Source organism: Streptomyces viridochromogenes (genome assembly GCF_001270495.1).
In the GTDB taxonomy this organism is placed as follows: Bacteria; Actinomycetota; Actinomycetes; order Streptomycetales; family Streptomycetaceae; genus Streptomyces; species Streptomyces viridochromogenes_A.
Genome location: NZ_LGUR01000083.1, coordinates 84,726 through 104,106 on the forward strand (window position 1 = coordinate 84,726; position 19,381 = coordinate 104,106).

At 72.6% G+C, this 19,381-nt stretch carries 14 protein-coding genes; 7 read left to right on the plus strand and 7 right to left on the minus strand.

Annotated elements, in window-relative coordinates:
* Positions 1–124 precede the first annotated feature (124 nt).
* The 3 genes from ADK36_RS09875 to ADK36_RS09885 are packed head-to-tail and all read left to right on the plus strand — an operon-like array spanning position 125 to position 3,449.
* The gene (locus ADK36_RS09875) at positions 125–1,255 is read left to right on the plus strand and encodes a glycosyltransferase family 4 protein (protein ID WP_053197007.1); all 1,131 of its coding nucleotides are present in this window, start codon (positions 125–127) and stop codon (positions 1,253–1,255) included.
* Positions 1,256–1,275: 20 nt separating this feature from the next.
* Positions 1,276–2,463 (plus strand): glycosyltransferase, encoded by a 1,188-nt coding sequence (locus ADK36_RS09880; RefSeq protein ID WP_078942691.1) that lies wholly within the window; start codon positions 1,276–1,278, stop codon positions 2,461–2,463.
* The gene (locus ADK36_RS09885; RefSeq protein WP_048584355.1) at positions 2,460–3,449 is read left to right on the plus strand and encodes an SGNH/GDSL hydrolase family protein; all 990 of its coding nucleotides are present in this window, start codon (positions 2,460–2,462) and stop codon (positions 3,447–3,449) included. Before ADK36_RS09880 ends, ADK36_RS09885 begins: the two co-directional genes overlap by 4 nt.
* 22 nt (positions 3,450–3,471) lie before the next feature.
* Here ADK36_RS09885 and ADK36_RS09890 read toward each other — a convergent pair whose 3' ends face one another.
* From ADK36_RS09890 to ADK36_RS09910, 5 genes are all read right to left on the minus strand, one after another.
* A complete protein-coding gene (locus tag ADK36_RS09890; protein ID WP_053197009.1) occupies positions 3,472–4,341 on the minus strand; it encodes a biotin-dependent carboxyltransferase family protein in 870 nt (289 codons plus the stop codon).
* The gene (gene pxpB, locus ADK36_RS09895; protein WP_053197011.1) at positions 4,338–4,955 is read right to left on the minus strand and encodes a 5-oxoprolinase subunit PxpB; all 618 of its coding nucleotides are present in this window, start codon (positions 4,953–4,955) and stop codon (positions 4,338–4,340) included. Before pxpB ends, ADK36_RS09890 begins: the two co-directional genes overlap by 4 nt.
* Positions 4,952–5,710: a LamB/YcsF family protein gene (locus ADK36_RS09900; protein ID WP_053197013.1), complete on the minus strand. Its 759-nt coding sequence runs from the start codon at positions 5,708–5,710 to the stop codon at positions 4,952–4,954. The genes pxpB and ADK36_RS09900 overlap by 4 nt, the downstream gene beginning before the upstream one ends.
* 80 nt (positions 5,711–5,790) lie before the next feature.
* The gene (locus ADK36_RS09905) at positions 5,791–6,606 is read right to left on the minus strand and encodes a putative hydro-lyase (protein WP_048584386.1); all 816 of its coding nucleotides are present in this window, start codon (positions 6,604–6,606) and stop codon (positions 5,791–5,793) included.
* Positions 6,607–6,635: 29 nt separating this feature from the next.
* Positions 6,636–7,934, minus strand: coding sequence for an MFS transporter (locus tag ADK36_RS09910; RefSeq protein WP_053197015.1), 1,299 nt, complete (start codon positions 7,932–7,934; stop codon positions 6,636–6,638).
* A gap of 131 nt (positions 7,935–8,065) precedes the next feature.
* Between ADK36_RS09910 and ADK36_RS09915 the strand changes: the two genes are divergently transcribed.
* The 4 genes from ADK36_RS09915 (at position 8,066) to ADK36_RS09930 (ending at position 16,074) form a co-directional block, all read left to right on the plus strand.
* Positions 8,066–8,758 carry a GntR family transcriptional regulator gene (locus ADK36_RS09915; RefSeq protein ID WP_048584360.1) on the plus strand — a complete coding sequence of 231 codons (693 nt, stop codon included), beginning with the start codon at positions 8,066–8,068 and terminating at the stop codon, positions 8,756–8,758.
* A 90-nt stretch (positions 8,759–8,848) separates the two neighbouring features.
* Positions 8,849–10,375: a hypothetical protein gene (locus tag ADK36_RS09920; protein WP_053197017.1), complete on the plus strand. Its 1,527-nt coding sequence runs from the start codon at positions 8,849–8,851 to the stop codon at positions 10,373–10,375.
* Positions 10,376–10,406: 31 nt separating this feature from the next.
* Positions 10,407–11,288: a hypothetical protein gene (locus tag ADK36_RS09925; protein WP_048584362.1), complete on the plus strand. Its 882-nt coding sequence runs from the start codon at positions 10,407–10,409 to the stop codon at positions 11,286–11,288.
* Positions 11,289–11,367: 79 nt separating this feature from the next.
* Entirely contained in the window at positions 11,368–16,074 is a 4,707-nt protein-coding gene (locus tag ADK36_RS09930) for a hypothetical protein (RefSeq protein ID WP_048584363.1), read from the plus strand.
* A gap of 123 nt (positions 16,075–16,197) precedes the next feature.
* Here the strand turns inward: ADK36_RS09930 and ADK36_RS09935 are convergent, their stop codons facing one another.
* Together ADK36_RS09935 and ADK36_RS09940 are read right to left on the minus strand one after the other, a co-directional pair.
* Complete coding sequence (locus ADK36_RS09935; protein ID WP_048584364.1) at positions 16,198–17,757, minus strand: APC family permease; 1,560 nt, start codon at positions 17,755–17,757, stop codon at positions 16,198–16,200.
* A 952-nt stretch (positions 17,758–18,709) separates the two neighbouring features.
* Positions 18,710–19,357, minus strand: a complete 648-nt coding sequence (locus ADK36_RS09940) for a hypothetical protein (protein WP_053197018.1) — start codon at positions 19,355–19,357, stop codon at positions 18,710–18,712.
* Positions 19,358–19,381 lie beyond the last annotated feature (24 nt).

Here is a 19,381-nt window from a genome sequence, read left to right on the forward strand (position 1 = left end):
CGGGTCAGGTGCGTATGGACGTGATCTGACCCGCTCGGGGGCGCAGCGGAACGCTCATGGGACGTTTGTCGTTCGGAAAGATCCACTTTGACGCGGCCACGTCCAGCACGGCGACAACACCGGTATGCGTGTCGTCATCGTGACCGAATCCTTTCCCCCCGATGTGAACGGCGTGGCCCACTGCGCGCTCCAGACCGCCCGACACCTCGTCGATCGCGGTCACGCCCCCATCGTCGTCGCCCCGGCTCCCGCTCCCGGGAACAAGGCAGCCGCCGCCCTGGCGCCCTGCCCCGTCGTCCATGTCCCCTCCCTCCCGCTCCCCGGCTATCCCCAGGTCAGGGTCGCGCTCCCCAGCCGGCGCCTCGCCGCGGCGCTGATCCAGCACCAGCCCGACATGGTGCACCTGGCCAGCCCCTTCGTCCTCGGCGTCCGCGGCATGGCCGCCGCCGCCCGGCTCGGCATCCCCGCCGTCGCCGTCTACCAGACCGACCTGGCCGGATACGCCCGCACCTACATGGGCGCCGGCGAGGCCGCGGCCTGGCGGCGCATACGCTCCGTCCACTCCGCCGCCGACCTCACCCTCGTCCCGTCCAGCGCCTCCATGCGCGATCTGGAGACCCATGGCGTGCCCCGGCTCAAGCTGTGGGCCCGCGGCGTGGACACCGCACGCTTCCGCCCCGAACTCCGGGACGAGGCGCTGCGCCGCGAACTCGCCCCGAACGGCGAGATCATCGTCGGCTACGTCGGGCGGCTCGCCCCGGAGAAGCACATCGAGCTGCTCTCCGGCGTCCACGGCATGCCGGGCGTGAAGGTCGTGATCGTCGGTGACGGGCCGAGCCAGCCCGCGCTCGCCGAAGCCCTGCCCGGCGCGGTCTTCCTGGGCCGGCGCGGCGGAGACGACCTCGCCCGGATCTTCGCCTCGTTCGACGTCTTCGCCCACACGGGGCCGTTCGAGACCTTCTGCCAGACCGTGCAGGAGGCCATGGCGAGCGGCGTCCCCGTCGTCGCGCCCGCCGCCGGAGGCCCGCTCGACCTGGTCGACCACGGCCGCACCGGTCTCCTGGTGCCCCCGCGCGACGCCGACGCCGTACGGGACGCCGTGCGGTCCCTCATCGCCGACCCCGCGCTGCGGGCCGCCTACGGGGCCGCCGGACGCGCCACGGTCGAGGGTCGCACCTGGGCGACCATCGGCGACCAGCTCATCGCCCACTACGAGGCCGTGCTCAAGGCACGGAGGCCGGCGGTGGCAGTGTGAACGCCTCGCCTCGCAACGGGATGAACACCTCGCCGAGCAACGCTGTGAACACCTCGCTGCGCATCGTCCGGCTGGCGAACTTCGTCGCCCCCGCGTCCGGAGGGCTGCGTACCGCGCTGCGCGAGCTGGGCAAGGGCTTCAAGCTGGCGGGGCACGACCCCGTCCTCGTCGTGCCCGGTGAGAAGTACGGCGACTGCCAGACCGAGCAGGGCCGCGTGATCACCCTGCCCGGCCCGATGCTGCCCGGTACCGGCGGCTACCGCGTGCTCGTCGACAAGCGGCGGGTCGCGGCCCTCCTGGAGGAGCTCGCCCCCGACCGCCTGGAGGTCTCCGACCGTACGACGCTGCGCTGGACCGGCAGGTGGGCCCGCCGCGCCCGCGTGCCCGCCGTGATGGTCTCCCACGAGACCGCCGACGGCGTGCTGCGCACCTGGGGGCTGTCGGAGAACCTGTCCCGGCGCGCCGCGGACGCCCTCAACGTCCGTACGGCCCACACGTACTCGAAGGTCGTGTGCACCACCGAGTTCGCCGAGCGGGAGTTCGTGCGCATAGGCGCCCGCAACGTCGTACGGGCTCCGCTGGGCGTCGACCTGATGAACCGGCGTCCCACCCTGCGCGACGCGGCGCTGCGCGAGACACACGCGCGTGCCGACGAGAAGCTGCTCGTGATGTGCTCCCGGCTCTCCGTGGAGAAGCGACCCGGCACCGCGCTGGACGCCCTGGAGTCGCTGCGGGGGCGCGGCGTGCGGGCGGTGCTCGTGGTGGCCGGTAACGGCCCCCTGCGAGCCCGGCTCGAACAGCGGGCACAGGAGCGCGACCTGCCGGTGACCTTCCTCGGGCATGTCGCCGACCGCAGCCTCCTCGGCGCGCTCCAGGCCTCCGCCGACATCTGCCTGGCCCCCGGGCCCGCCGAGACCTTCGGGCTCGCCGCCCTGGAGGCCATGGCCTGCGGTACGCCCGTGGTGGCGAGCGCGTCGTCCGCGCTGCCGGAGGTGATCGGCCCCGCCGGGGCCACCGCGGCGGACAACGGGGACGCCTTCGCGGACGCCGTGGAGATGCTGCTCGACCGTCCCGAGCGCGAGCGCCGGGAGGCGGCACGCGCGCGTGCCGAGTGCTTCGGCTGGGGCACGGCGGTGGACGCCTTCCTCACCGCACACGACGCCGCGGTGCCGGTGCGTCCCTTCGTGCGCGCGGAGGGCGCGGCATGAGACCGCTCCGCTATGTCGCCCTCGGGGACTCGCTGACCGAGGGCGTGGGCGATCCCGTCGGGAACCGGAACGGGAACGGGATCCGAAACGGGAACGGGGACGGAAACGGGTGGCGCGGCTGGGCCGCGCTGCTCGCCGGTGGGCTGTCCGAACCGTCCGCCGAGTTCACCAACCTGGCGGTCAGCGGGGCGCAGACGCGGGACGTGCTGGAGGTTCAGCTGCCGGCGGCGCTGTCCCTGCGACCCGACGTCGCGTCCGTTCTCGTGGGCGTCAACGACACCCTGCGCAGCACCTTCGACATAGAGAAGATCGCCGAGCGCCTCGACAGGGTCTACGCGTCCTTCACCCGTCAGGGCACGGCCCTGCTCACGGCCTGTCTGCCCGACCCGGGCACGATGCTGGGACTGCCGGGGGTCCTGGGCAATCCGCTGGCCCGGAGACAGCGGGCCGTCAACACGGTGGTCCACACGTTGTCCGAGCGGTACGGGGCGGTGCATCTGCACGCGGTCGACGACCCCTGGATCATGGACCGCGCGATGTGGAGCTCGGACCGGCTGCACCCCGGGGAGCGCGGGCACCGGCAGATCGCCCTGCGCTTCCACGCGATGCTGGCGCACAGGGGCATCGCGACGCGGCCGGCGCCCTCGCCCGACCCCGAGTTCCCGCCGCCCACCACATCGGCGAGCCTGTTGTGGCTGGCCACGGCGGGGACCGCATGGGTCGTCCGGCGGTGCAACGACCTGCTGCCCCAACTGCTGTGCCTCGCCGTCGACGAGATGCGCCACCGCGCGAAGGGCACCTGCGGCCGGCTCGACCTGCGCGCGGCGCAGGCGGTGTCCAGGGCGCTGGCCGCGCTGTCGGCGCCCGAGTCGATGCGGGTGCCCGAGCAACGGCCGGTGCCGGGCCAGCGGTCCCTGCCGGAGGGACTGGCGCTGCCCGGACAGCGCCCGGTCCCGAAGCAGCAGCCCGAACCGGAGGCGGCGTAGCGGTACGCGCGCGTGGTGGCCGTCAGCGACGCCGTACGGCCACGAAGCGGATCGGCGTGCCGGGCACCGCCTGGGCGGCGGCGGGGAGGTCGGACGCGCGGACGACGGCGATCACCGGGTAGCCGCCCGTGGTCGGGTGGTCGGCCAGGAACACGACCGGCCGGCCGTCGGGCGGTACCTGGACCGCGCCCAGGACCACGCCCTCGCTGGGGAGTTCACGCGTGGTCGCCCGTTCCAGGGCGGGACCTTCGGTGCGCAGTCCGATGCGGTTGCTCGCGGGGGAGACGCGGTAGGCGCGGGAGGTGAAGGCGTGTACGGCCGCCGCCGTGAACCAGTCGTCGCGAGGGCCCGGCGTCACGCGCAGGACGAGTTCGGCGGGCGGCGCCGGCTGCGGGGCGACGTCCACGCACGCGTGGAGCTGCGTCGATCGGCCGAGGGGCAGCACAGTCCCGTCCGCGAGGGGTGGTGGGCCGAGGCCGGACAGGAGGTCCGTGGAGCGGCTGCCGAGGACCGGTTCGACGGTGATGCCGCCGGAGACGGCCACATAGCTGCGTACGCCGGACAGGGCCGCCCCGACGTCCAGGAGCGCACCGGCAGGCACGCGCACCGGGGCGCTCCACGCGACCGGGCGTCCGTCCACCGTGACACGGCACGGTGCGCCGCCTACCGCGACGGTCACCGTCGAACGAGGCCGCACCGCACAGCCGTTGACCGTGGTCTCCAGAACGGCCGCCTCGGGGCCATTCCCGACCAGTCGGTTGACCAGCGCCGCCGCCGGCCCGTCCAGCGCGCCCGAGCGGGGCACTCCGAGGTGGGCGTGTCCGGGGCGGCCGAGGTCCTGCACGGTGGTGAGCGCCCCGGCGCGTACGACGGAGAGCGCGCGGTCGGTCATGAGCTCCCCACCGGAACGAAGCGCACGCGCGTGCCCGGTGACAGCAGCGCGGCCGGCGCACGCGTGTGGTCCCACAGCACGGTGTCCGTGGTGCCGATCAGCTGCCAGCCGCCCGGCGACGAGCGCGGGTACACGCCCGTGTACGGGCCCGCCAACGCCACCGCACCGGCGGGGACGGCCGTGCGCGGAGTGGCCCGGCGCGGGACGTCGTAACGCGGCGGCAAACCTGTGAGATAGCCGAAACCGGGAGCGAATCCGCAGAAGGCGACGCTGAATTCGGTGTCCGCGTGGATGCGGACCACCTCGTGCGGCGAAACGCCCCAGTGCGCGGCGACATCGGCCAGGTCCGGGCCGTCGTAGCGGACCGGGAGTTCGACCACCTCACGCGCGCGTGGGGGAGCGGGCGGGACGTCGGCGGTGGTCAGTTCGGAGGCCAGGCGGGCCGGGTCCGCGAGGCCGTCGAGCAGGACGGTCCGGGCCGCGGGGACGATCTCGCGGACCGACAACGAACCCTCGGTACGGCGCCGAAGCAGCTCCGCGTGCAGGGCCTGGGCCTCCTCGCCCGAGGCCACCTCGACGAGCAGGGCGTCGTCGCCGACGGGCAGCGCCCTCATACGAAGGCCTCCACCCGGACACCCGACTCCTCCAGCCGCGCCCGCACCCGGCGGGCCAGCTCGACGGCGCCGGGCGTGTCCCCGTGCAGGCACAGGGAACGCGCGCGTACCTCGATCTGCGTCCCGGCGCGGGAGGTGACCACGCCCGAGCGGGCCAGGCCCACCGAACGCTCCACGACGGCCTCCGGGTCGGTGACCACGGCGCCGTCCTGGCCGCGCGGCACGAGCGTGCCCTGGTCGGTGTAGGCGCGGTCCGCGAACGCCTCCGTGACGGCCGGGAGTCCGGCCTCGGCGGCCAGTTCCAGCAGCCGCGAGCCGGGCAGGCCGAGCACGGGGAGTGTGGCGTCCGCGAGGAGCACGCCGTCGACGACCGCGCCGGCCTGCTCCTCGTCGTGCACGACACGGTTGTAGAGCGCGCCGTGCGGCTTGACGTACGACACGCGCGCGCCTGCCGCTCGCGCGAAGACCTCCAGGGCGCCGATCTGGTAGGCCACTTCGGCCGCCAGTTCGGCGGGCGGCACGTCCATCGCGCGCCGCCCGAAGCCCGCCAGGTCCCGATAGGAGACCTGGGCGCCGATCCGTACTCCGCGCTCGGCCGCCTGCTCGCACACCCGCCGCATGGTGGCCGCGTCCCCGGCGTGGAAGCCGCAGGCCACGTTGGCGCTGGTGACGACGGACAGCAGCCGTTCGTCGTCGGTGAGATGCCAGCGGCCGAAGCCCTCGCCGAGGTCGGCGTTCAGGTCGATGGAGGTCATCGGTCCGTCGTTTCTCCTGTCGGTGATTCTCAGGTGGTACGCAAGGGGCAGGGCCCAAAGGGCAGGCCCAAGGACAGTGCTCAAGCGATGCGGTACTGCTCGTCGCGGGCATCGGTGAGGAACATCTGGCCCGGTGCGTGGGTGATGGCGAACGGCGGGCGCGAGGCCATCACGGCGGCCTGCGGGGTCACTCCGCACGCCCAGAACATCGGGATGTCGTCCGGCTCGGCGTCCACCGGATCGCCGAAGTCGGGCCGGCCGAGGTCGGCGATGCCCAGGGCCGACGGATCGCCACAGTGCACGGGGCTGCCGTGCACCGCCGGGAGGAGACCGGTCTCCCGCAGTGCCGCCGCCACGTGGACCGGCGGCACCGGGCGCATCGAGACCACCATCGGGCCGTGCAGCCGCCCCGCCGGACGGCACTGACGGCTGGTCACGTACATCGGGACGTTGCGGCCCTGCTCGACATGGCGGATCGGTACACCCGCCTCGGCCAGTGCCCACTCGAAGGTGAAGCTGCACCCGATCAGGAACGACACCAGATCGCTCCGCCAGTGGCCGCGCACGTCCGTCGGCTCGTCCACCAACTCGCCGTCCCGCCACACCCGGTAGCGCGGCAGATCGGTGCGCAGGTCGGCGCCGTCGGCGAGGACGGTCGTCCAGGAACCGGCGTCCGTGACGTCGAGGACCGGGCAGGGCTTGGGGTTGCGCTGGCAGAACAGCAGCATGTCGTACGCCCAGTCGGCGGGCACCGAGATCAGGTTGACCTGGGTGTGGCCCGCCGCGACCCCGGCGGTGGGGCCCGTGAGGCCCTCCCGGAAGCGGGCGCGGGCCGTTGCCGGGCTCCACGCGTGCGCGTGCTCGTCGACGAGGGTGAGCGGGCGGTCTTGGGTCACGAGGGTGAGCGCGCGGTTGTCCGTCGGGTTCACGCCAGCTCCTTCCCGCGCGTCTCCGGCAGCCCGAGCAGGGCCAGCGCGGCGATGCCGTAGCCGATCGCACCGAAGACCAGTGCGCCGCCCACGCCCCAGCTGTCGGCCAGGAAGCCGACCGTGGTGGGGAAGACGGCGCCCACCGCGCGGCCGGTGTTGTACGTGAAGCCCTGTCCCGTGCCGCGCACCGCCGTCGGGTACAGCTCGCTCAGGTAGGACCCGAAGCCGCTGAAGATCGCCGACATACAGAACCCGAGCGGGAAACCGAGTATCAGGAGCAGGGTGTTGGAACCGCTCGGGATGTTCGCGTACGCCAGGATGCAGACGGCCGACAGCAGCGCGAACAGCCAGATGTTGCGCCGGCGGCCCAGCCGGTCGGTGAGGTAACCGCCGGTCAGATAGCCGAGGAAGGCACCGGAGATGAGGAACGTCAGATAGCCGCCGGTGCCGACGACCGAGAGGTCGCGCTCGGTCTTGAGATAGGTCGGCACCCAGGTGGCGAGGGTGTAGTAACCGCCCTGGACCCCGGTGGAGAGCAGCCCCGCGAAGATCGTCGTTCGCAGCAGGCCGGGCTTGAAGATGGCCGCGAACGAGCCCTTCTCCGTGCTCCGTTCCCGTACGGCCACCGCCTCCGGGGCGTCGTGCACGCGGCGTCGCATCCAGATGACGAGCAGCGCGGGCAGCGCGCCGGTCCAGAACATCACGCGCCAGGCCAGGCCGTCGTCGACGAACGAGAAGACCAGCGTGTACATGATCGCGGCCAGGGCCCAGCCGACGGCCCACGAGCTCTGGATCGCGCCGAGCGTTCGGCCCCGGTGCTTGGCGCTCGCGTACTCGGCCACCAGGATCGCGCCGACCGCCCACTCGCCGCCGAAGCCGAGGCCCTGGAGAGCGCGGAAGACCAGCAGCGTCTCGTAGTTGGGTGCGAAGCCGCAGGCGACGGTGAAGACCGCGTAGGTGATGACCGTGATCATCAGCGCCTTGACCCGGCCGATCCGGTCGGCCAGCACACCGGCGAGCGCGCCGCCGATCGCTGAGACCACGAGCGTGACGGTGGTGAAGAGACCGGTCTGGCCGCTGTCCAGGCCGAAGTACGCGGCCAGCGCGACCATGCTGAGCGGCAGCGTGAAGTAGTCGTACGAATCCAGCGCATAGCCACCGAAAGCGCCCGCGAAGGCGCGGCGGCCGCGCGGCCCCAGGGCGCGCAGCCAGGCGAACGCGCCGTCATCGGCGGCGCGTTCGTCGGTCGTGGGGTTGGCGTCGGCCAGGGCCTGCGGTGGAGGGGTCGTGCTCATGGGCACCTCGCAGAGAGGGGGACGGAGGGTGCGGAACTGAGCTGTACGGTGAGCAGCAAGGTAGAGGATCGTTGAACGATCCTTCAATACCCGTGTTGTTTCGTTCTTGTGTCTGCGGTTGAATTCCGGGCATGGCAGAGCAGCTGGGCGGACTGGCCGACGACCGTGCCCTCCTGGGGCGTACGAGCACGGCGGAACGGGTCTCGGACATCCTCAGAAGCCGCATCGCCGAGGGCTTCTTCCCTCCCGGCACCCGGCTGTCGGAGGACAGCATCGGAGGCGCTCTCGGTGTGTCCCGCAACACACTGCGCGAGGCGTTCCGGCTGCTCACCCATGAACGGCTGCTCGTCCATGAACTGAACCGGGGCGTGTTCGTGCGGGTCCTGACGGTGGAGGACGTCGAGGACATCTACCGCACCCGACGCCTCGTCGAGTGCGCCGTCGTGCGCGGGCTCGGCGAACCGCCGTACCCCCTGGAGGGGCCCGCCCAAGCGGTCGCCGAAGGGCAGCGCGCGGTGCGCGAAGGTGACTGGAAAGGGCTGGGCACGGCCAACATCCACTTCCACCGGGAGCTGGTCTCGCTCGCCGGGAGCGCCCGCACCGACGAGCTGATGCGCAGCGTCTTCGCGGAGCTGCGTCTGGCCTTCCACGTGGTGGACGATCCGCACCGGCTCCACGAGCCCTACCTCGCGCGCAACCGGGAGATCCTCGGGGCCTTGGAAGCGGGCGACACGGGCGAAGCCGAGAAGCTCCTCGCGGTCTATCTCGACGATTCGCTGGAACGGGTCGTGGAGGTCTACCGGCGGCGGGTCAGCGCCCCGTAGCGGCCACGACCGGCGCGACCTGCGGCTCAGGCTCCCGGCGGTACGCGTTCGTTTGGGTCGTTGTCAGACCTAGGACCTAGTCTGTGCACCGTGACTTCGCCTGCATCGACGGACCGTGTTCCGCCCCAGCTCAGCGCGGGGCCGCGCCCGGCTCCGGGCCCGGCCGCCGACGAGGGGCTGGCGCGGCGGCTGCGCGCGCTCGCCTGCACCGCGCCGCTGCACGACCTCGACGCGCGCAAGGCCAACCTCGCGGGTGAGTACTCGGTGTACGGCATGGCGGAGGTGGCGCTCGCCGCCATCGACCTGGTCACCCTGAACATGGACTTCGACACGGGCGCCGACCACGACCAGATCGTCGCCCGCCTCATCCCGCGCATCGCCGCCCAGGCCCCCCACCGCCCGGTCGCCGAGCACGAGCGGGTGGCCCGCTGGGTCCTGGAGAACCTGATCAACGTCGGCAGCGTGGACCGCGGCTTTCGCGCCGTGTACGGCACGTTCGCGCCGGACGGCAGCTATGTCCGCCGTGACTACGACTTCAAGCTGATCGAGGAAGTGCCGGGACCGGGCGGCACGGTGTACCTCCGCACGACGGACGAGGCGGTCAACGTCCTCGTCGGTGCCCTCGACACGGACGTCACCAGCGCCCAGATCGCCGCCGAGGTCAAGCTGGAGGTGCTGATCAACCGTGGCCGTCTCACCGATGCCCAGCTGGCCGCCGAGCAGGCCCGGTACCGGACCGTGCAGTACTCCGAGACGCTCCGCAGGGCCCTGGACGCGACCCGCCGCAACGTTCGCGCGGTCGACTGGCTGAACGCCGTACCGGACATGATCGCCGAGGCGCTCGACCACGTCGCCGACCGGTACCGCCACGAGAACGCGATCCTCACCAACATCCGCAAGGCGCGCGACGAGACCGAGGATCCCGAGCACAAGCGGCGCGCCGCCGAGCTGGTCGACATCGTGAAGGACTGCATCCGACGCCATACGCAGTTGCAGTCCCGGTTGTTGGAGGCCGGCCCGCTCTTCCGCGCAGAACAGGACCGGCAGGCCTTCGCGACACCGATGACGACGTCGGGGATCGACCTGTACGGGCATCTCGTCGCGCCCGTTCTGCCCTTGGCGCTGGAGCAGGCCGTCCGGGTCACGGACGCCTTCTTCGCGCGCGGGACCGGGTTGCGTACGCCGGTGTCGGTGCGGGTGGGTGATCTCGTCGACATACTGCTGACGCCACCCGTGGAGCGGGAGCACCTGGGCGCCGAGATGCCCGAGCCGGACCTCATCGCGACGCCTGACGACAGCCGGTTCAGCGAGGCGCAGCTGGCCGCGGCGATGGAGCTGCTGGATCTGCCGGCCGACGCACCGCGACGGCTGTCGGGCCTGTTGGCCCAGGCGCGTCGACAGGACCCGGACCTGCCCTATCTCGTCGCGCTGCTGGCCGTGCACGCGGCCAGTCCGCCGGTCGGCACGGCCTATCGGCAGGGCGAGGAGAAGCTGCTGTTCGCCGTGGACGACGGGACGGAGCTGGACGATCCCGAGTTCGGCGGAGCCGACCTCATCGTCGGCACGGCCCTGCTGGACGCGGCGGGGATGGCGGCGGACAGGACGGAAGCAGCATGAGTCAGCAACTGCGCAGCGAGGAGCCCCGACCGTGAGCGAGCACGTCGAGTGGAGTGACACGGAGGCACCCACCCCGTCGGCGACCGCCGCCGTCACGCCCGCCGACGCCGCCGACGCGGCCCGGCTGGTCGCCTTCGGACTCCAGCCGAAGCTTCAGCCCGCACGGGACCAGGAGTACGCGGAGCTGCTGCGGCGGTACCGGGAGGACCCGCCTTTCGCGCGGCTCGCGGATGCCGTGGCCGCCGGGCTGGGACTGGTCGTGCTGGAGGTGTCGCCGCGGGCGGGGATGGCGGTGACCGCCGCCGAGGACTCGGTGTTCGCCGTCCGCATGGGTGACTACGCGCGTCGTACGTCCGCCGACGGCGGCGACCGCTTCCTGCACGGCCTGGCCCACCTCGCCATCGCCGCGATGGCGTTCCCACGGCCCGAGGACCTCGCCGACGACGGCTACATCGGGCGCGTGACGGTCAACGGCGTCGACGCCTTCGTACGGCAGGCCTGCCGACGGCTGGAGGAGCGGGCCGACGAACAGGGCGAGAACACCGACCCGGCGACGGACGCGCCCGGCCTCGAGGCCGCCTGGCGCATCTGGGTGAGACGCAGCGCGACCGGCGCCACCAAGGACGCGCGCAGACTCGCCGGTTCGACCACCGGCATCGTCGGCAAGGCGGCCGCCTTCCTCACCGACTCGGGGTTCCTGCAGCGAACGGGCGACGACAGCGGCGGCACCTACCGGACGACCGCCCGCTACCAACTCCAGGTGCGTGACATGGCGGGCAGCGCCGCCATGGCCGAGCTGCTGGAGCTGGGCGTGGTCCCGGTCACCGACGGCACGGCGACGTTGCTGGCCGCCGAGGACACGGACGACCTGGAGCTGGTGGCCGACGCCGGGCTGCCGTTCCACTCCGCCTGAAGCCCCGGCACCTCACTGATCCGAACCCACCTGATCCGACCAACTCCCCCGATCTGACGAAGACTTACGAGAGTCCGCCATGTACGAGCTGTCCCGGGTCCGCCTCTACTCCATCGGGCCGGCCGGTGCGCGCTACGCCGACACCGTGCTCGACCTGCGCGGTGTGGGCGCGCCCGTGCCCGACCCCGCGCCCACGCAGGCGGAGTTCTTCGAGGAGGAGCCCGTCGGGCCGCCGCGCCGGCCCGCTCCTGCCGGGGTGCTCTTCCTGGAGAACGGCGGCGGCAAGTCGGTCCTGCTCAAGCTGATCTTCTCCGTGATGCTGCCCGGCCACCGCAACACCCTCGGCGGCGCCAGCTCCGGTGTGCTGCGGAAGTTCCTGCTCGCCGACGACTGCGGCCATGTCGCGCTGGAATGGCAGCACACGCTCACCGGCGAGTGCGTCGTGGTCGGCAAGGCGAGCGAGTGGCGCGGGCGCCAGGTCTCCAACGACCCGCGCAAGTTCGCCGAGGCCTGGTACTCCTTCCGGCCCGGACCCGGGCTGAGCCTGGACAACCTGCCCGTCGCCGAGTCCACCGCCGTACGGCCGCCCGTCGAGGGCCAGTCGGGCGCGCAGGGCCGGCGCCGCACCATGAAGGGCTTTCGCGACGCCATCACCGAGGCGGGCAAGGCGTACCCCCATCTGGAGGTGCACTGGGAGGAGATCCACGACCGCTGGATCGAGCACCTCGGAGACCTCGGCCTCGACCCCGAACTCTTCCGCTACCAACGGGAGATGAACGCCGACGAAGGTGAGGCCGCCGGCCTCTTCGCCGTCAAGAAGGACTCCGACTTCACCGACCTGCTGCTGCGGGCCGTGACGGACACGCGCGACACCGACGGCCTCGCCGACCTGGTCAGCGGCTTCGGCAACAAACTGGGCCGACGCGCCGAGCTGATCGCCGAGCGGGACTTCACCGCCGGGTCCGTCGACCTGCTCGGCCGGATCGTCGAAGCCGCCGAGACACGCTCACGCGCGCGTGACATCCACGCCGGCGCCGAGCGGCGGACCCGGACCCTGGCACGACGGCTGTCCGCGCGCGGTGTCCAGGAGCGGGTCCGGGCGGGCGACCTCGCCCAGCGGGTCACCGCCGCCGCGTACGCCGTCACCCACGCCGAGGCGGCGCGGGAGCGCAGCGCGCTGATCGCCGCCGAACTCGCCTATCGGCACGCCTCGTTGGCCCTCGCGGCGGCCGAGAAGACGGCGGCCGCGCAGAAGCGTGAGCTCGCCGAGGCGCGCACGCTGCACTCCGCCTGGCAGGCCGCCGAGACCGCCCTGCGCCACCGCGCCGCCGCCGACCGCGTCGCGCGCGTGGCCGCCGCGATCCAGGAGGCCGAGCGCGACGCGGCTCCCGCGCTGGCCGCCCGCGCCAAGGCCGCCGTCGATCTCGTACGGGCCCTGCAGGCGGCCGCGCAGAGCGCGGAGACCCTCGCCAACGAGGAGGAGGAGCGGTCCGCCGCGCTCCAGGAGGTCAGCGACTCCGCCTACCGCGACTCCACCGCCGCCGCCACCGAGGCACAGCGGGCCCGCAGTGAGGTCGGGCATCTGCGGCAGCGGTTGTCGGAGGTCGAGCAGGAGACCGCCGAGGCCGTGCGGGCGGGCTGGCTCGACGACAGCGCGCCCGACGCCGACCCGGCCCGCGCGGCCCTCGCGGCGAGCGACGCCGAGAAGACGGCCGTCGCCGCCTGGGACACCGCTCGCGAGGCCTCCCGGCGAGCCTCGGAGCACGCGCGCGAGGCGGCCTCGACCGAGTCCCGCGCTGAGCTGACGGCGGCTCGTGCGGCGGACGCGGCGACCGCCGCGGAGCGTGCCCATGACGCCGAGCGCCGTCTCGCCGAGGGGCTAGCGGCGGAGCAGCGGCTTGCCGAACTGATCGGCCTGACCGGCGAGTCCGCCGAGGCCGGCGATTCCGGTGCGAAGCGCGGAGCCGTGCCTGCTCCTCGAACCGGCGACGACGCCAAGGGGACCACGACCGCGCGCGGCGGCGCGGAGACGGCCGCCCCGAGTGTCGCCGCCGAAGGCGCCCTCACGCCGGAGGAGCTGGACCGGTTCGCCGACGAGCTGCGCGAGATGCTCGACGACACCGTCTCGTCCGCCGAGCGGCAGCTCTTCGAGCTGCGTACGGCAGCCGCCGACGACTCCCGGATCCTGGGCGCACTCGGTGACGGCGGGTTGCTGCCGCCCGGCCCGGACGTGCTGGCCACCGTGGAGTTCCTCGGCGAGCAGGGCATCCCGGCCCTGCCCGGCTGGCGCTATCTCGCCCAGGCCGTCGACCCCGCCGACCACGCGCGCGTGCTGGCCGCCCGGCCCGAACTGGTCGACGGCGTGATCATCACCGACCCCGACACGCACGCGCGTGCCCGTGAAGCGCTGGGCGACGCGGCCCTGCTGCCCCGGTCGGCCGTCGCGGTGGGCACGGCAGCCGCCCTGCTCGCCCCGACCCCGGCGCCGGACGCGGGAAGCGGAGACGTCTTCCTCGTACCGCCGAACCCCGCCATGCACGACGAGCACGCCGCCGACGAGGAGCGGCAGGCGCTGCGCGCGCGGGCGACCGAGCGGGACGACGAGATCCGCACGCTCGCCGCGCGGCTCGGCAAGGACCGGGAGCTGGCGGCGCGGCTCGCCTCGTGGCGGACCGGCTGCCCGGCCGGCCGACTGGTCGAGCTGGCGCAGGCGGCCCGGGACACGCGGGCGTTCGCCGATGAGTCCGAGGCCGAGCTGGCCGAGGCGCGGAGCGTGCGGGTCGAGGCCGACGAGGCCGCCGCCGAGGCCGCCCAGGTCCGCGACGAGCGGCAGGAGGCCGCGCAGAAAGCCCGGCGCGCCGCCGACGCCTTGGCCGGGCTGGCCTTCCGGCTGCGCGAACGGGCCGGCTGGCAGGTCAAGCTGCGCGAACTCGCCGACGAGGCCACCGAGTCCGAGGCCCGGGCCCAGGTGTGCCTGGAGCGAGCCCGGGCCGCCGACGAGGACCGCCGTGCCGCCCAGCGCGCGGCGGACGACGCGCGCCGCACCGCGCGTGCCCTGCGCGCCGAGCGCTCGGAGATCGCGGGCGCTCCCGACGACGTACCGGACGCTGACACGGACGCCGGTGCTGATGCCCCGAGGGCTTCCCTGCCCGCGCTGCGCGAGGCGTACCGGGCGGCCTCCCAGGTGTACGAGAAGGTCGGCGTCGGCGCCGATCTGCGGGCCGAGCAGGCCCGGGCGGAGAGCGACGAGAGCGCGGCCCGCGCGGAGCTGGACCGGCTGAGCAACAAGGTCCGTACCCGGGCCGAACAGCTCCTTCAGTCGCCCGACGGCTCCGACGGACCGTCCCGGCAAGCGGCCGCCACGCGCGCGGAGGAGCTGGTCCAGCTCCTGGAGACCCGTATGTCCAGCGCGAGCGAGCAGCTCGGACGGCTGCGCGGCGAGGCCGAGCGGCACGCGCCCGAGGACGGCGAGGCGCACACCGAGCTGTCCGAGGAACTCCAGCCGCGCGACGCCGAGCACGCGCAGGCCCTACTGCGCACGGCCACCGCCGAACTCGCCTCCCGTACCGAGGCGTTGACGCAGGCCCGCGAGGCGCACACCGAGCTCCTCGAAGCGCACCGCGCCGCCGAGGACGCGGCCGGCGGCTTCGACGAGATCGCCGCGATGCTGCGCGACCTGTTGCGGGAGCACACCTCGGACGAGGAGCAGGAGACGCCGGAGCCGTACCCCGGCAGCCCGGAGGAGGCTCGGCAGTCAGCCGCCGAGGCCCGCCGGTCGCTGCGCGGCTGTGCCGCCGACCTCTCCGCCGCCGAGGCCGCCGTACGCGAGGCGAGCGACGTGCTCGTACGGCACGCCAACGCCACGCGCTACGAGCAGGTCCGCACCCCCGCTCGCCAGCAGATCCGCGAGCTGCCCGCCGCCGCGCTGCCCGAGCACGCGCAGAAGTGGGCGGATGCCTTCGCGCCCCGACTCCGCGTGCTCACCGACGAGTTGGCGCAGCTGGAACGCAATCGAGACTCGATCGTGGACCGGCTGCGGGGCCTGGTCGAGTCCGCGCTGACGACGCTGCGGTCCGCCCAGCGCCTGTCCCGGCTGCCCGAGGGGCTCGGCGAGTGGTCCGGCCAGGAGTTCCTGCGCATCCGCTTCGAGGAGCCCGACCAGGCCACCCTCACCGAACGGCTGGGCGAGGTCATCGACGAGGCGACACGGGCGGCGGTGAAGAAGAACTCGGACATGAGACGGGACGGTATGTCCCTGCTGCTTCGAGGTGTTGCCGCGGCGCTTCAGCCGAAGGGCGTCGCCGTCGAGATCCTCAAGCCGGATGCCGTACTGCGTGCCGAGCGCGTGCCCGTCGGGCAGATGGGCGATGTGTTCTCCGGTGGTCAGCTGCTGACGGCAGCCATCGCGCTGTACTGCACGATGGCTGCCCTGCGGTCGAACGACCGGGGCCGGGACAAGCACCGGCACGCCGGGACGCTGTTCCTGGACAACCCGATCGGCCGTGCCAACGCCACCTACCTGCTGGAGCTCCAGCGAGCCGTGTCGGACGCGCTCGGCGTCCAGCTCCTGTACACCACGGGCCTGTTCGACACGACTGCGCTGGCCGAGTTCCCGCTGGTCATCAGACTGCGGAACGACGCCGACCTCAGGGCCGGCCTGAAGTACATCAGCGTGGAGGAACACCTCCGCCCGGGACTGCCGCAGCAGCCCCAGGCGGGGGAGGCGGTGCACAGCGAGATCACGGCTACCCGGATGTACAAGCGCCAGGCACCGGCAGCGCCCTGATGGGCACAGGGCCGCGCGGGTGGCTGTGTGGGTGGCCGCGTGGACATGCGGCTCCGCCGCCAGGCCCGACGGTGTTTCCCGCGGTGCGGCCGCCGACCACGACACGGTCGACTCCGCGGACCGTCATGGAGAGTTGACCTCCGTGGCCGGCGCCGCCGCGCCTTCCAGGCTGTGCTCGGCGAGGACACCCGTCCGATGCCGCTGGATGAACCAGTAGTAGGCGAAGCCCCCGCCCGCGATGACCGCGACGAACAGCACCGCGCCCCAGCGCAGATACCAGTGGTACGGAGCCGTCGCGTTGTAGACCGAGGCGCGTGGCCAGATCAGGTTGAGGGTCATGCCCGCGCCCCACACCACGGCGACGATGTTGACCAACAGCCCCCACCGGCCCAGCGAGAACTTGCCGTCGCCCGCCGGCCGCCACCTGCCACGCAGCCGCGCCACCAGCATCGGGGCGGTGACCCCGAGGTAGGCGAGGTAGATCATGATGATGCCAATGCTCGTGACGACGGTGAAGATCTGCGGTTGACGGATATTGACCACCAGGATCGCGAGCGCCAGGATGCCGATGATCACGGTCGGCAGAATCGGCGTCTGGAAGCGCGGGCTGACCCGCGCCAGCCGTGAGGACGCCGGCAGGTTGTTGTCCCGGGCCATCGCGAACGCCAGTCGGATCGCGGCCGTGTGGACCGCCAGGGCGCACACCGTGACGGCGATCAGCACGCACCACAGCATCGCCTTGCCGGCCGTCGGGCCGAGGACGTTGAGCACGACGTACTGCAGGCCGTCCGTGGACAGCTTCTCGCCCTTCAGGCTGGAGACGCTCATCAGAGCCAGCAGCAGGATCAGGCCGCCCAGGACGAAGGAGGCCACGATGGCGCGGATGATGGCGCGCGGCGCGTTGCGGGACGGGTCCAGACACTCCTCACCGAGGGAGGAGGCCGTGTCGAAGCCGTACATGACGTACGCCGACGCCAGGGACGCCACGAGGAACGCGCCCAGGTACCCGGTGCCGTAGTCCGCGCCGGTGCCGTTCGTCTCCATCACCACCTGCGGGCCGCGGGTGATGTGGACGGCGAACAGGACGATCAAGACGACGGTGGCGATCAACTCGATGAATACGCCCGCCGTGTTGATCCTCGCCATCAACTTCACTCCGAAGGCGTTCACCAAGGTGGTGAAGAAGATCAACACCGCGGCCAGGATGACCGCGTTGGTCGCCACGTCGTACGTGCCGGTGCCGTCCCCCACGATCTGGAAGGCCGACGAGATCTGAGGGAGCGTCAACTGGTAGGCCAGCGCCACGGCCGATATGGACACTATGGAGGCGATCAACATCATCCAGCCGGCGAGCCAGCCGAGATGCGGATTGCCTATCTTCTTCGACCAGTTGTAGACGGAGCCCGCGACGGGGTAGCGGGCGGCCAGCTCCGCGAAGCAGAGGGCGACCATGAACTGGCCGATGAAGACCATCGGCCACGACCACCAGTAGGCGGGTCCGCCGCTGCCGTAGCCGAAGTAGAACAGCTGGAACGTGCCGGTCAGGATCGAGATGTAGCTGATCCCGGCGGCGAAGGTATGGAAGTTGCCGAGCGTGCGCTTGAGTTCGGGTTTGTATCCGAACTCGGCGAGTTCGGCGTCGTCGTGACTGTGTGGACCGGTTGGGTGCTCCGTGGTTGACATGAGCGGACTCCTCGTGGGCCGGAGAAGGGGAGAGCGCGGCTCGTGGGGGCGCCGGGATCAAGGACGGGTGATGAGCCTGCTGTTACCCGCGAGTCACGCGAGCCACCCCTGCGGCGTGGGATTGGTGTCGCGCCAGATGTGCTTCGTCCTGCGGTACCCGGTGAGCCCGGTGGGGCGCCGAACTCGCGGCCGCAGCCGGACTACTGGAAGGTGATCCCTTCTCCGAGGTGAGGTCCCCCATGCGTTGCGCTCGAACGGCGCGCCCGGCTCGGCGAGACCGGTGCTGCGGTTGCGATAAGGCTGGGGGAGAGATCCGGCGGGCCGCGGAGAGCAGGGTCTTCGGAAGGGGTCTCCGGAAACAGGTGTTGCCACATGCGAGTTCGACAGCGGGCGCGGCGCCGAGGCTGGCGGGGTCGAACAGACTGATCGGGTGCCCGGTGGTGCCGCTCACGGCGAGGTCGGCGAGGATTTCGCCGGCAGCGGCGTGAGACGGCAGGTCGGCTCTCGGGCGTTCTCCACCTGGGCCTTCCCGACGAAGTCCTTGACGAGCCATTCCGACGGAGCGCACACCGCTGCCGGCGACGGTGCATTGGTGCGCGCACCCCGGGTGGCCGACTGTGCTGTCGGCCACGGAGATTGATTGTGCCGATGCGGCGGCCTGGCGGGCATCCGGCCACTGGCGTCGAGCGGGTCTCGGTCGGGGCGGCCCGTCGGCACACCGAGCTGGCCGGTCGCTGTCCACGGGCTCGGAGAGACGCCTCGGAAGCGGCGGTGGCAGTGGCTGCCGTGATCCGGGCCGCTCCCGTGATCCCGGACGGGTGAGCTTCGCACCCGCCGCGTCCGAGAGGTGCCTGGTCGGAACGACACGGCCACGCCCTGGCCCCGAATCGGCTCGCTCAAGCCCGTGAGTGCCGTGCGCCGAGCCTCCCGGCTGACCCTCGCTCGACTGTGCTCAGGAGTGCGACAGCTGCCCGGCCCCGCCCCGTCGGCGTATTCGTTCCTGTGCGCGCTCGGCCTGCCGTGCCTGGCGTCGCGTCCGGCGCCGCTCACGTCGCAGGGCACGCGCCGTGCTGCTCGGCGTCGAGACGACGCCATGGCGCTGCTTCCACACCTGGCGGGTCACCCAGACGTCCAGGGCGCCCCAGGTGGCCACCACCGTGCTGACCACACTGCTGATCACCATCGGGAAGGCCAGCCACGATCCGGCCAGAGTGCACAGGAAGGCCACCATCGCCTGGATCAGCGTCACCGCGATGAGCAGCACCGCCCGCACGGCCGCCGTACGCACCGGATCCGGCATCCGGCGCCGCGGGGCGGGCTCCTCCACCCACAACGGCCGGTAGCCCGACCACGCCCGGTCCGCCCCGCTGTCGACAGCACTGGCCGTGCTCTCCTCCATCGCGGCCTTGACGCCGGACTCGGCCAATGCGCCGCGCCCGTCCGCTGTCACCGCACCTGTGCCCACCGGAACGTCTCTACCGCCCGTCGCCTCGCGTCCGTCTGCCGGATTGTCGCGATCCTGCGCTTCGGGGCCGCGCCGTGCCGTCACATGCGTCGTGGCGCCGTCCTCCGGCGCCTCCTGCCGCTCCGCCGTGCCCATCACCGTGTCACTCCCCACCGCCAG

Coding starts and splice junctions, on each gene's coding strand:
- ADK36_RS09935 (WP_048584364.1), bottom strand. CDS start 17,757: ATGTCAACCACGGAGCACCCAACCGGTCCACACAGTCACGACGACGCC.
- ADK36_RS09885 (WP_048584355.1), top strand. CDS start 2,460: ATGAGACCGCTCCGCTATGTCGCCCTCGGGGACTCGCTGACCGAGGGC.
- ADK36_RS09880 (WP_078942691.1), top strand. CDS start 1,276: ATGAACACCTCGCCGAGCAACGCTGTGAACACCTCGCTGCGCATCGTC.
- ADK36_RS09875 (WP_053197007.1), top strand. CDS start 125: ATGCGTGTCGTCATCGTGACCGAATCCTTTCCCCCCGATGTGAACGGC.
- ADK36_RS09940 (WP_053197018.1), bottom strand. CDS start 19,357: ATGGGCACGGCGGAGCGGCAGGAGGCGCCGGAGGACGGCGCCACGACG.
- pxpB (WP_053197011.1), bottom strand. CDS start 4,955: ATGAGGGCGCTGCCCGTCGGCGACGACGCCCTGCTCGTCGAGGTGGCC.
- ADK36_RS09930 (WP_048584363.1), top strand. CDS start 11,368: ATGTACGAGCTGTCCCGGGTCCGCCTCTACTCCATCGGGCCGGCCGGT.
- ADK36_RS09900 (WP_053197013.1), bottom strand. CDS start 5,710: ATGACCTCCATCGACCTGAACGCCGACCTCGGCGAGGGCTTCGGCCGC.
- ADK36_RS09915 (WP_048584360.1), top strand. CDS start 8,066: ATGGCAGAGCAGCTGGGCGGACTGGCCGACGACCGTGCCCTCCTGGGG.
- ADK36_RS09910 (WP_053197015.1), bottom strand. CDS start 7,934: ATGAGCACGACCCCTCCACCGCAGGCCCTGGCCGACGCCAACCCCACG.
- ADK36_RS09890 (WP_053197009.1), bottom strand. CDS start 4,341: ATGACCGACCGCGCGCTCTCCGTCGTACGCGCCGGGGCGCTCACCACC.